Source organism: Lentzea sp. NPDC042327, assembly GCF_040647275.1.
Classification (GTDB): Bacteria; Actinomycetota; Actinomycetes; order Mycobacteriales; family Pseudonocardiaceae; genus Lentzea.
Window position 1 is genome coordinate 187,972 of the sequence record NZ_JBEZBX010000009.1, and the last position, 12,128, is coordinate 200,099.

The window sequence follows — 12,128 nt, forward strand, 5'->3', positions numbered from 1 at the left end:
TGAGGGGAACGCCTTTCGAGTGCAACACCGGCGGCAGGAGCGGTCAACGACGTCCACAGAGCGGGATCTGCTTGCACACGCGGGGTACCGTGGTGGTGTTCGCGTTGAGGGGCGCGGCTTGCTTCCTGTTGCCCTTCAACGGAAAGACTCCGCCCATGAGCGTCCTGGGGGACGTGCGCACGCGTCCCGTTGCTGAGATCGTCCCCGCGCGCAAGCCGGGCCGGGTGGTCACCGCGGTGCTCGCGCTGGCCGCGGTCGGCTGGCTCGTGCACGCCGCCGCCACCGGCCTCGACTGGGGTGTCGTCGCGCGCTACTTCACCGCGACCGCCGTGGTCGACGGTCTGGTCACCACGCTGTGGCTGACCGCGGTCACGCTGGTGCTCGGCTTCCTGCTCGGTGTCGTGCTGGCGACGTTCCGGCTGTCCGGCAACCCGGTGCTGTCCGCGCTGGGGTGGGGGTACGTCTGGCTCTTCCGGTCCGTGCCGCTGATCGTGCAGCTGCTGTTCTGGTTCAACTTCGGCGCCGGGATCAGCCCGCTGCTCGCCGCGGTGATCGGCCTCACGCTGCACGAGGCGGCCTACGCGGCGGAGATCGTGCGCGGCGGCATCCTGTCGGTCGACGCCGGTCAGGTCGAGGCCGCGCGGGCGCTGGGCTTCGGCCGGGTCCGCGTCCTGCGCAGGATCGTGCTGCCGCAGGCGATGCGCGCCATCGTGCCGGCCGCGGGCAACCTGCTGATCGGCACGCTGAAGGGCACGTCGATCGTGTCCGTGCTGGCCGTGCAGGACCTGCTGCACTCGGTGCAGCTGATCTACGCCCGCACCTACGAGGTCATCCCGCTGCTCGTCGTCGCCACGGTCTGGTACGTGATCGTCACCAGCCTGCTCAGCCTCGCGCAGCACCACGTCGAGCGGTACTTCGCGCGAGGAGTGCGGTCGTGATCGAGATCAGGGACGTGCACAAGTCGTTCGGCACCACCGAGGTGCTGCGCGGGGTCGACCTGTCGGTGCCCGCCGGGTCCGTGACGTGCGTGATCGGGCCGTCCGGGTCGGGCAAGTCCACGTTGCTGCGGGTGCTGAACCACCTGGAGCGGCTCGACGCGGGCGAGGTGGAGATCGACGGCGAGCTGATCGGCTACCGGCGCCACCGCGGCAAGCTGCACGAGCTGCCGGACCGGGTGGTGCAGCGGCAGCGCGCCGCGATCGGGTTCGTGTTCCAGAACTTCAACCTGTTCGGCCATCTGACGGCGCTGGAGAACGTGGCCGAGGCGCCGATCGGGGTGCTCGGCGTGCCGAAGGACGTTGCGGTGCAACGGGGTCGCGCGCTGATCGCCCGCGTCGGCCTGGCCGGGCGCGAGGGCGCGTACCCGTCGGAGCTGTCCGGCGGGCAGCAGCAGCGGATCGCCATCGCCCGCGCCCTCGCGATGGAGCCCAAGGTCCTGCTCTTCGACGAACCGACCTCCGCGCTCGACCCGGAGCTGGTCGGCGAGGTGCTGGACGTGCTGCGCGACCTCGCCGCGGCCGGTCAGACGATGGTCGTGGTGACGCACGAGATCGGCTTCGCCCGCGAGGTCGCCGACACCGTGGTGTTCCTGGACGCGGGGCAGGTCGTCGAGTCGGGCCCGCCGTCGACCGTGCTGGTGGCACCGTCGCACCCGCGCACGAGGGAGTTCCTGGCCCGTGTCCTCTGACCTCGTCGTCATCGGCGGCGGCCCGCGCGCGGCCGGGCTGCTGGAACGCATCGCCGCGCTGGCACCGGCGCTGGACCTGGTCGTGCACGTCGTCGACCCGTTCCCCGCTGGCGCCGGCCGGGTGTGGCGGCACGCGCAGTCACCGTTGCTGCGCATGAACTCCATGGCCGAGGACGTCACGGTGTTCACCGACTCCAGCTTCACCGGTCTCGGCCCGGTGCGCGAAGGCCCGTCGCTGGCGCAGTGGGGTGACGTCGACCCGACGTCGTTCCCGTCGCGGCAGGTGCAGAGCGGGTACCTGGAGTGGTTCTTCGAGCACGTCGTCTCCTCGATGCCGCCGAACGTCACCGTGCGGGTGCACCGGGCGCGCGCGGTGAAGGCCGTCGGCAACTGGGTGCACCTCGACGACGGCACCTCGCTGGTCGCCGACGTGCTGGTGCTGGCCCTCGGTCACCTCGACGCCGAACCGGAGCCGGAACACCGCAAGCTCGCCGACCACGCCGCCGCGCACGGCCTGGTCTACGTGCCGCCGCTCTACTCGGCGGACGCGGACCTCTCGCAGGTGACCGGCGGCGTGGTGCTGCGCGGCTTCGGGCTGGCGTTCATCGACCTGATGGTGCTGCTGACCCAGGGCCGCGGCGGCCGGTTCGAGGGTTCCGGTGCCGACATGCGTTACGTGCCATCGGGTTCCGAGCCGCGGCTGTTCGTCGGTTCGCGGCGCGGGGTGCCGTACCACTCGAAGACCGGCTACCGGTTGCAGGGCGAACGCCCGGTGCTGCCGCGCTTCTTCACCGCGGAGGCCCTGCGGGGCCACCGCTGGGACTTCCGCGCCGACGTGTGGCCGTTGATCGCCAAGGAGGTCGCCTGGGGCCACTACCACGAGCTGTTCACCGGCCATCCCGACCGCGTGCGGGTGCCGTTCGCCGAGTTCACCGCCGCGTTCGCCGCGGTGCCCTGGTACAGCGGGGAGATGCGCGCGCTGGAGGCCCGCGCCGTTCCCGACCCGGCCGACCGCATCGACTTCGAACGCCTGGACCGCCCGCTGGACGGCCGCACGTTCGAGACCGGCGAGGAGTTCCAGGAGCACCTGCGCGAGTACATAGCCGCCGATGTCGCCCGCCGGTCGGACCCGCGGCACAGCGCCGACCTGGGCGCGTTCCTCGCACTGCTGTCGGTCTACGGCCAGCTGCCGGAGGTGCGGCTGCGCGAGACCGACGGCTGGTGGCACGGCTACTTCAGCTACCTCGCGTCCGGCCCGCCACCGGACCGCCTGGAGGAGCTGCTCGCCCTGTCGCGGGCGGGGGTCGTGCGGTTCCTCGGCGCGGACATGTGGGTCGAGGCGGTCGACGGCGCGTTCCTCGCGGGCAGCGCCACCACCCCGGAGGTCGTGCGCGCCAACGGGTTGGTCGAGGCCCGCCTGCCCGCGCACGTCCTGTCGCGCACGGCGGACCCGGTGCTGAAGTCGTTGCGGGCGGTCGGCGACGTCTCCGAGGACACGGCCGGGCAGGTGCGCGTGTCCGCGGAGGGCCGGTTGGTCAACGAGCGCGGCGAGGAGGACCCGGTCCGCTTCGCCGTCGGCCCGTACACGACCGGGAAGGCGTTCGCCGCGTTCTCCCGGCCGCAGACGAACGCCCCGGCCTTCCGCCAGAACGACGCGATGGCCAGGGCGGTCCTGCGGCAGCTGGGCGAGGCGTCAGGCGACTGAGGTGTAGCGCCCCTGGTGCCGCACCAGGGGCGCCGCGAGGTCGGAGTGCGTGATGTCCAGCGGTTCCCCGACCAGCGCGACGTGGTCGCCGACCGCGATCCGCCGCACCGTCCGGCACCGCAGCCGCACCGGCGCGTCCAGCAGGTGCGGCACCCCGTCGGCGTCGGACTCCCAGCGGGTGCCGGCGCCGAACCGGTCGACCCCCTTGGTGGCGAACAGGTCCGCGAGGCCCGTCTGCGCCGTGCCCAGCAGGTGCACGGCGAACAGCGGTGCCGTCCGCAGCACCGGCCACACCGACGCGCCCTCGCCGATCCACACCACCACGAGCGGTGGTTCGAAGGACACCGAGGTGAACGAGCTGACGGTCGTGCCCACCGGGCCGTCCTGGCCGGTGGCGGTGACGATGGTGACGGCCTGGGCGTGGTGGCGCAGGGCGGTGCGCAGCTGGTCCTTCACCGGACCAGCGCCTTCAGGACACCGGCGTGCAGCGCGAAGTCGGTGGCGTGTGCGGGGAGCGCGCTCTCGTTCAGGAACAACGCCTGCGGCACCACGGCCCCGAGCTCGGTCAGCACCGGCCGCAGGTGCACCTCCACGGCCAGCGCGTGCTTGTCCGCGGCCGCGATCTGCAGCGGCACCACGACCTTGCCGCTCAACCACCCCGGTGGTGCCTGGTCCAGCACCGCTTTCAGCAGGCCGGTGTAGGCGGCCTTGTAGGTCGGGGTCGCCACCACGAGCACCTCGGCCGCACCCAGCGCCGCCAGCGCCGCCTTGACGGTCTCCGGCCGGGTGAACACGTCGGCGGCGATCGTCGCCGCGTCCACCACCGGTCCGTCGCCGGGCACGCCCAGTGCCGCCGCGATGGCCTCGCGCAGGGCGAGCGCCGCCTGCAGGGTGCGCGAGGCGGGCCGCGGGTTGCCGACCAGAACACCGATCTGCGTCATGCCTCCAGCACAGCCGCAAGCCGGGGGACCGTCAACCCGCGTCCACCACGCGGGAGCCCCTTGCCCTTCCTAGGAAACCGCGTCAGCGGCGGCGCGTCCGGCGACCCGCCCGGAGAACAGGCAGCCGCCGAGGAACGTGCCCTCCAGCGCCCGGTACCCGTGCACGCCACCACCGCCGAACCCGGCCGCCTCGCCCGCCGCGTACAGGCCGGGCAACGGCCGGCCGTCGTTGTCGAGCACCCGCGACGACAGGTCGGTGTGCAGGCCGCCCAGCGTCTTGCGGGTGATCACCGACAGCCGCACGGCGATCAGCGGGCCCGCCTTCGGGTCCAGCAGCCGGTGCGGTTCGACGACGCGGATCAGCTTGTCGGTCAGGAAGTGCCGGGACTCGCGGATCGCGTTGACCTGCATGTCCTTGCCCAGGCCCGAGGTGACCTGCCGGTCGCGCTCAACGATGATCTTCTCCAGCGCCGCCGCGTCGATGCGCGTGTCGCCGGTGAGCGCGTTCATGCCGCGGGCGAGGTCCGCGACCGTGCGGGCCTGGATGAACTCCTTGGAGCGCTTGGCGAACTCCTCGACCGGCGCCACCGCACCCGGCAGCGCGCGCTTGAGCACGGCACGGGTGTCCTTGCCGGTGAGGTCGGGGTTCTGCTCGGAGCCCGAGAGAGCGAACTCCTTGCCGATGATCCTCTTGTTCAGCACGAACCACGAGTGCCCGTGGCCGTTCGAGGTGATGTGCTGCAACGCACCCAGCGCGTCGAAACCGGGGAACAGCGGGATCGGCAACCGGTTGCCGTCCGCGTCGAGCCACAGCGGCGACGGGCCGGGCAGGATGCGGATGCCGTGGTTCGACCACACCGGGGCGTAGTTCGCGATGCCCTCGGGGTAGTGCCACATGCGGTCGGCGTTGATGATCGCGCCGCCGGCCTTCTGGGTGATCTCCAGCATGTGCCCGTCCACGAAGTCCGGCACACCCGCGAGCATGAACTCCGGCGGCGTGCCCATCCGCTCGGGCCAGTTGCGGCGCACCAGGTCGTGGTTGCCGCCGATGCCGCCGGACGTGACGACGACGGCCTGGGCGCTCAGCGAGAAGTCTCCGGCGACCGTCCGCGACGACGGCTGCGAGCGCTCCACCGACGACGGCTCCAGCACCTCGCCGGACACGCCATCGCACACGCCGTTCGTGACGTTGAGCGCGGTGACCCGGTGCCGGAACCGGAGCGTCACGAGCCCCTTGGCGACACCCTCGCGCACCCGGCGCTCGAACGGCTCCACCACGCCCGGCCCGGTGCCCCACGTCACGTGGAAGCGCGGCACCGAGTTGCCGTGCCCGTTCGCCAGGTAGCCGCCGCGTTCGGCCCACTGCACGAACGGGAACCAGCGCACCCCCATGTTGTGCAGCCACGGGCGCTTCTCGCCGGCGGCGAAGTCCACATAGGCCTGGGCCCACAGCCGCGGCCAGTGGTCGCTGTCCCGGTCGAACGCCGCAGAGCCCATCCAGTCCTGCAGTGCGAGGTCGTGCGAGTCCTTGACCCGCAACCGGCGCTGCTCGGGCGTGTCCACCAGGAACAACCCGCCGAACGACCACCACGCCTGACCGCCGATCGACGCCTCCGGCTCCTGGTCGAGCAGGATGACCCTGCGCCCCGCGTCGGCGAGCTCCGCTGTCGCGACGAGACCTGCGAGGCCCGCGCCGACGACGATGACATCCGCGTCATGTGCCATCGGGTGAGTCTAGATCCACCGCTGGTGGGCCACGAGACCTGAATCAAGTTCACTTTCTGCGGAGGGGCTGCGACCGCACCGGCGAGTTTGTGAAGTGCGGTGCCCTGGGGGGAATGGGCACCGCACTTTCCGGTGCCGCCGACCGCCACCACCGGTGAGGGGGGTTTCCGGTGTGCCGGTCGACGGCGGGTTGACCGCGGCGCGAGTGCACAACGCCTGCGGAAGGGCTTTTCCGGCCTGGGGGTGCCGGATCGCCCTGGCGCGGACTCGAGCGTCCGCGGCCAACCACATTGTTGAACGTACAACCGGCGGCCCGTGTTCCGGTCGGCTTTCGATGTGACCGGGCTCAAATCCTTCAGGTTCTCTTCAGGAACGCACGCCTAGGTCGGCTTTTCCCGGGTACGTGAGCAGGTGTGACCGATGAGCTTCCGACGATCACGGAACTCGCCGAGCTGGTCGCCCTGCTCGGCGACGACGTCTACGTGCGCTGGTCGAAGGGGCCGGCCGCCGACTCCGCCGCCACGTCCCGCGACTCGCTGACCGGCGTGGAGCTGCCCGGCCTGTCCGCGAGCCCGCTGCACGTCGAACCCTGGTGGGACGACCGCTCGCGCGAGCTGTGGGTGGCCCGCCGCCTGTACGACTACCGCCACCTGCGCGACCTGCGCGGGCCCGACGTGCGCGCCTGGGTGCTGCGCGGCGAGGAGGTGGGCCGGGGTCCCGACAACGAGCCGCTGGTCCGCTGCGTGACACCGCTGGCGTGGGTCGACGACGACCTGCTGAACACCTGCGAGGACCTCGTCGCGGCCCAGCGCTCCCCGGAGTGGGGCCCGCTGGACCGCTCTACGACAGGTCACCCAGGCGCTTCTCCGCCGCCTTCCGCGCCTTCTCCGCCGCCGCCGTGACCCGTTTGGCGTCCTCCAGCCGCTCGGCGGCCCGGTCGAACGCCCGCTGGGCCGCCAACTGGTCTGCCTGCGCCTCCCCGAGCGCCTGCTCCGCCTCGTCCAACGCCTGCTGCGCCTCGGCCCGCTTGCGCTCCTGCCGTTCCCGCCGCTTGCGGGCCAGCGCGTCCTCACCGTCGTCCCCGGCGGGTTCGGGCACCGGCGGGGCGAACCCGAACCCCGAGTACTCCAGGCCCCTGGTCAGGTGCCCCGCGCGCACCAGCTCCGCCGACTCGGGGTCCGACATCGCCGCGGTCAGCGTGTTGCGCACCTGCGTGACCGCGTCGTCGGTGATCGGCCCGGTCAGCTCCAGCGTGCGGTAGACCAGCGCCTCCAGCAGCTCCTTGCGCTTGTGCCCCAGCTCCCGCATGGTCAGCCGGGCCGTGGACAGCCCCAGCGCCTCCTGAAGGCCCGGTGGCGCGTCCCGCACGAGCCGGTTGACCGCCCACGCGCCCACCGTCGGCTTGCGCAGCTCGGAGATGGCCTTGGCCAGGTCCTGGTCGTCCGCCTGCTTGGCCGCGGCGTTCCTCGCCGCGGTGAACTCCTTCGGGGTCAGCCCGTAGAGCTCGTCGGCGACCGGCGTGAGGTCCATGGGCGCAAGGTAGCGCCTGATCAGCCGTCAGTCGTGTCGAACGACCCGGTCGCGTTCGTCGGAACGGGACGAATCCGGTACACCTGGAGGGGAGATGCACACCAGGTGGAGATGGGTTCTCTTCGGGCTCGGCGCCGCGGTCGCCGCTGCCGGACCGGTCGCGGCCGCGGGTGGACCCTGGTACGGCTACCTCTTCGGCGGCCTGTGGTTCCTGATGGGCGCGACCGTCGCGTGGCGCAGCTTCCGGCTGGGCACGAAGCTCACCCCCGACGCCATCGAGTCGACCAGCCTCGACCACACCAGCGCCATCCAGTGGTGCGACGTGCGGGCCATCGAGCCCGACCGCAGGCGCAGCCTGATCGTGTTCCACGCCATCGCGCCGGCCGTGCACGCGGCGGGCAGGAAGCGGCCGCTGACCGAGCTCTCGCTGCTCTCGGTCAAGAAGGACGTCGTGCCCGCGCGGACCCTGAAGCAGGTCGCCGAGCTCCAGCAGGCGTTGGCGCAGCACCGGGAAACCTGCACCGCGTGCGGCGCGCAGCCGAAAGCGCAAAAACAGGCGCGGCTGTGGACCCGGCTGCGCCGCGCGATTTCTCGGAAATAGCATCGCTTTGGACGGGGATGCCGTTACGCCGCAAGCACGTTCACCGTTGACACACCTCTTGACATTCCCCTCCATCAGCCCTTGACTGGAAGGCACCTGCTCGTTCCACTGCGAAGAAGAAACGCGCAGCACTTCAAGCGCGCCTTTTCAAGCGGCTGAACAGTCCAATGTGGAACTCGGCAATGCTCCGTTGAACCTATTGCCACTCGTCGTGGGAAGAGATGTGCTTCCACACACTCTTTACCCCACGAAGGGCACACGCGCCGTGAAGAACTGGAGACGCCGCACCGGAACGGTCTTGTTGACCGCGGTGCTGGGCACTGCCGGGCTCGGCTTCGCCGCCACCCCCGCTGCCACCGCGCAGCAGCAGAACCCCGCGAACGAGGCTCCCAAGCAGCTCGACAAGGTCGACCGCGAGCTGGTCGACAAGGCAGCCGCCGAAGGCAAGGCCACCGTCGACCTGCTGGTCGCGGCCGAGAAGGGCAAGACCGACGCCGCGGTCAACGACCTGAAGGCGCTCGGCGCCACGGTCCAGAAGACCGAGAAGGACGTCGACTACGTCAAGGTCACCATCCCGCGTGACAACGCGGCGAAGGCCGCCAAGCTCGCCTCCGTCAGCACGGTGGACGTCGACGGGCTGATCCAGCTCGACGACCCGCGTCCGCAGGGCATGGAGCAGCCGGCCCCGCAGAAGGCGCCGGACGCGAAGACCCCGCGCACCAACCCGTACATGCCGACGCAGGACACGCAGGCGGCGCAGTTCGCCACCGCGCACCCGAAGTGGGACGGCCGCGGCACCACGATCGCCGTGATCGACTCCGGCATCGACCTGGAGAACCCGGCGCTGCAGACCACCAGCACCGGTGAGCGCAAGATCATCGACTGGTACAACGCGAACGCCACCAACTCCGGTGACGGCACCTGGGTCGCCATGACCAAGACCGGCCGCGTCGGCAAGTTCACCGAGGGCGGTCGCGAGTGGACCGCTCCGGCGACCGGTGGCCCCTACTCGTTCGGCCTCTTCAGCGAGACCGCGGGCGACCTCTCCCTGAGCAACAGCGAGACCGGCGGTGACATCAACCGCGACGGCGACCGCGTCGACTCGTTCGGTGTCATCCAGGACATCACCACGAAGGAAGTCTTCGTCGACACCGACGGCGACGGCAACTTCACCAACAACGCCCGCATGATCGACTACAAGGTCAAGAAGGACGTCGGCTTCTTCGGCACCGACAACCCCGCGACCGACGTCGTCGACCGCGTCGCGTTCGTCGTGCAGACCGACCGCTCGGTCTACGACAACCAGGGCACGCCGTACGTGAACCTGGGCATCGCGGGCGCCGCGCACGGCACCCACGTCGCCGGCATCACCGCGGCGCACAAGATGTTCGACGGCAAGATGGCCGGTGCCGCACCCGGTGCGAAGCTGATGGCCATCAAGGCCTGCCTGTCCACGCCGTCCTGCACCAGCTCCGGCCTGATCGACGGTGTCCTCTACGCCGCGCGCAACGGCGCCGACGTCGTGAACATCTCCATTGGTGGCCTCCCGGCGCTCAACGACGGCAACAACGCCCGCGCCGAGCTCTACAACCGCACCATCAACGAGTACAACGTCCAGCTGTTCATCTCGGCGGGCAACTCGGGTGCGGGTGCGAACACGGTCGGCGACCCGTCGGTCGCGACGGACGCGGTCAGCGTCGGTTCGTACATCACCAAGGAGACCTGGCTCTCCAACTACGGCTCGAAGACCGAGCAGAAGCAGAGCCTGCACGGCTTCTCGTCGCGCGGTCCCGCCGAGGACGGCGGCTTCAAGCCGAACATCATCGCGCCCGGCTCGGCGATCTCCACCACGCCGCGCTGGCAGGCCCCCGGTCCCGTGGCGGGCACCTACGCCCTCCCGCCCGGCTACGCCATGTTCAACGGCACCTCGATGGCCGCCCCGCAGGCGACCGGTGCCGCCGCGCTGCTCGTGAGCGCGTACAAGGCCGAGCACAACGGTGAGCGTCCGACCAGCGCCGAGCTGCGGTACGCGATCCAGCGCAGCGCGAACTACGTGAAGACCCTCGGTGCCTACGAGCAGGGCGCCGGTCTGTTCAACACGAACGCCGCGTGGTCGCTGCTGGACAAGCACTCCAAGCCGAACAAGCTGAACGTCTCGGTCCCGGTCAACACGGTCCTGAGCGGCCTGCTGGCCACCCCGAACGTCGGTGTCGGCATCCACGACCGCGAGGGCGTGACCGTGGGCCAGGAGTACACCCGCGTGTACACCCTGACCCGCACCACCGGTGAGGACCACGTCGAGGGCTGGCGGGTCACCTGGAAGGGCGACGACGGCACGTTCCGCGCCGACGGCTGGGTCTTCCTGCCGCTGAACACCCCGGTCCAGTTCCCGGTCACGGTCAAGGCGAAGACGCCCGGCGTGCACAGCGCCGTGCTGCAGCTCGACGACGTCGAGACCCCCGGTGTCGACGTGCAGACCCTGAACACCGTGTTCGCGGCGCAGAAGTTCACCGCCGCCAACAAGTTCTCGGTCACCAAGTCGGGCACCATCGCGCGCAACCAGTCGACCAGCCTCTTCGTGGACGTCCCCAAGGGCACGACCGCGCTGAAGGTCGACATGGCCGCCGGTGGCGCCGAGGCCGGCAAGGGCCAGGTCCGCTTCCTGCGCTACACCCCGCAGGGCGTCGGTGCCGACTCGAACACCTCGACCAACTGCTACAACCCGGACGCGGGCGCCGGCTGTGCCGGTGGCACCCCGACCAGCCGCACGGTCACCAACCCGATGGCCGGTGTCTGGGAGATCGTCGTCGAGGCGCGCCGCACCTCCGACGCCGACGTGGCGCCGTACTCGGTGACCGCCTCGGTGCTCGGCACCTCGATCAGCCCGAACCCGGACGTCATCGCCTCGGCGGCGGCGGGCACCCCGGTCGAGCGCAGCTACACCGTCACGAACACGCAGGCCGCGTTCACCGGCCGGCTCGCGGCGGGTGCGGTCGGCAGCGCCAAGACGGCCCGCCCGACGATCGAGAACCTCGCGTCGCAGCAGTACCAGGTCGTCGTCGGTGCCGGCGCGTCGAAGCTGACCGCCACGATCGGCAACACCGCCGACCAGGCTGCCGACCTCGACCTGTCCGTCTACAACTGCACGACGGGCAGCTGCGTCCTCGCCGGTCAGTCGGCCGACGCGGACTCCGAGGAGTCGGTGACGATCGCCAACCCGGCCGCCGGTACGTGGATCGTCCTGGTCGACGGCTACGCGGTGCCCGCGGGCACCACCGCCTACGACTACTTCGACGTCTACACCTCGGCCGCGCTGGGCACGCTCAGCGTGACCGACGCCAACGCCGACCGCGCCGCCGGTGCGTCGTGGAACGCCACGGGCGTCATCACCCCGCTGGGCCAGCCGGGTGCCGGCCGCGTCCTGCGCGGTGAGCTCGAGGTGCGCACGGCGGACGAGAACGTCGTCGGCCGCGGCGCGGTGATCGTCCAGGCAGTCAGCTAGTCAGGACAGCACCAGCCAGAAACCGCAGAAGCCCCGGGGTCCACGTGATCCCGGGGCTTCTCACGGTTCCGGGAGCCGGTTGTGCAGCGGCTCGTCCACATCCACTTTGGACACACCGGTGACCCGGTAGGCGTCCTCCACCTTGTCGACCGGCATCTCGGCCCGCAGGTAACCGATCCTGGGATCGCGCGCCTCGACGGCCGCGCCCAGCGCCACCAGCGCCCGCTCGACCTCCTCGTCGCGTCCCGGCTGCACGGAGATCATCAGTGGCACGGTGGGGTGGCCGTCGCGCTTCGCCTGCTCGATCCGGTTCTGGTCCGGCTTCGCTGAGGACACGGTCGGCACCTCCGCCATCGGAACGGCTGGAGCCCCGTTCGCACCACAGCTGCTGAGCGCCAGCGCGCAAAACGCGACGGCGAGCGGTCTTCTCCCAAGCC

Annotated in this window: 11 protein-coding genes; 6 read left to right on the forward strand and 5 right to left on the reverse strand. The window is 71.0% G+C overall.

Annotation, left to right across the window (positions count from 1 at the left end; genetic code table 11):
• Window positions 1-155 precede the first annotated feature (155 nt).
• Genes AB0A63_RS24005 through AB0A63_RS24015 form a run of 3 tightly spaced genes read left to right on the forward strand, consistent with a single transcriptional unit; the run spans window position 156 to window position 3,392 of the window.
• On the forward strand, window positions 156-938 hold the full coding sequence (locus AB0A63_RS24005) for an amino acid ABC transporter permease (RefSeq protein ID WP_360395298.1): 783 nt from the start codon (window positions 156-158) through the stop codon (window positions 936-938).
• Window positions 935-1,687 carry an amino acid ABC transporter ATP-binding protein gene (locus AB0A63_RS24010; RefSeq protein WP_360395300.1) on the forward strand — a complete coding sequence of 251 codons (753 nt, stop codon included), beginning with the start codon at window positions 935-937 and terminating at the stop codon, window positions 1,685-1,687. Before AB0A63_RS24005 ends, AB0A63_RS24010 begins: the two co-directional genes overlap by 4 nt.
• Window positions 1,677-3,392, forward strand: a complete 1,716-nt coding sequence (locus tag AB0A63_RS24015) for an FAD/NAD(P)-binding protein (RefSeq protein ID WP_360395302.1) — start codon at window positions 1,677-1,679, stop codon at window positions 3,390-3,392. The genes AB0A63_RS24010 and AB0A63_RS24015 overlap by 11 nt, the downstream gene beginning before the upstream one ends.
• Here the strand turns inward: AB0A63_RS24015 and AB0A63_RS24020 are convergent.
• From AB0A63_RS24020 to AB0A63_RS24030, 3 genes are all read right to left on the reverse strand, one after another.
• Entirely contained in the window at window positions 3,381-3,848 is a 468-nt protein-coding gene (locus AB0A63_RS24020; protein ID WP_360395304.1) for a flavin reductase family protein, read from the reverse strand. The genes AB0A63_RS24015 and AB0A63_RS24020 overlap by 12 nt on opposite strands.
• A complete protein-coding gene (locus tag AB0A63_RS24025) occupies window positions 3,845-4,333 on the reverse strand; it encodes an NADPH-dependent FMN reductase (protein ID WP_360395306.1) in 489 nt (162 codons plus the stop codon). Before AB0A63_RS24025 ends, AB0A63_RS24020 begins: the two co-directional genes overlap by 4 nt.
• A gap of 69 nt (window positions 4,334-4,402) precedes the next feature.
• Entirely contained in the window at window positions 4,403-6,058 is a 1,656-nt protein-coding gene (locus AB0A63_RS24030; protein WP_360395308.1) for an FAD-binding dehydrogenase, read from the reverse strand.
• Window positions 6,059-6,471: 413 nt separating this feature from the next.
• Between AB0A63_RS24030 and AB0A63_RS24035 the strand changes: the two genes are divergently transcribed.
• Window positions 6,472-6,960: a DUF6098 family protein gene (locus AB0A63_RS24035; protein ID WP_360395310.1), complete on the forward strand. Its 489-nt coding sequence runs from the start codon at window positions 6,472-6,474 to the stop codon at window positions 6,958-6,960.
• Here AB0A63_RS24035 and AB0A63_RS24040 read toward each other — a convergent pair.
• Window positions 6,899-7,588, reverse strand: coding sequence for a hypothetical protein (locus AB0A63_RS24040; RefSeq protein ID WP_360395312.1), 690 nt, complete (start codon window positions 7,586-7,588; stop codon window positions 6,899-6,901). The genes AB0A63_RS24035 and AB0A63_RS24040 overlap by 62 nt on opposite strands.
• 94 nt (window positions 7,589-7,682) lie before the next feature.
• On the opposite strand from AB0A63_RS24040, the gene AB0A63_RS24045 reads away from it, so the two are divergent.
• Together AB0A63_RS24045 and AB0A63_RS24050 are read left to right on the forward strand one after the other, a co-directional pair.
• Window positions 7,683-8,189 carry a hypothetical protein gene (locus AB0A63_RS24045; protein ID WP_360395314.1) on the forward strand — a complete coding sequence of 169 codons (507 nt, stop codon included), beginning with the start codon at window positions 7,683-7,685 and terminating at the stop codon, window positions 8,187-8,189.
• Window positions 8,190-8,454: 265 nt separating this feature from the next.
• Window positions 8,455-11,691, forward strand: coding sequence for a S8 family serine peptidase (locus tag AB0A63_RS24050; RefSeq protein ID WP_360395316.1), 3,237 nt, complete (start codon window positions 8,455-8,457; stop codon window positions 11,689-11,691).
• A gap of 60 nt (window positions 11,692-11,751) precedes the next feature.
• Here AB0A63_RS24050 and AB0A63_RS24055 read toward each other — a convergent pair whose 3' ends face one another.
• Window positions 11,752-12,027, reverse strand: coding sequence for a hypothetical protein (locus AB0A63_RS24055; RefSeq protein ID WP_360395318.1), 276 nt, complete (start codon window positions 12,025-12,027; stop codon window positions 11,752-11,754).
• Between the last annotated feature and the right edge of the window lie 101 nt (window positions 12,028-12,128).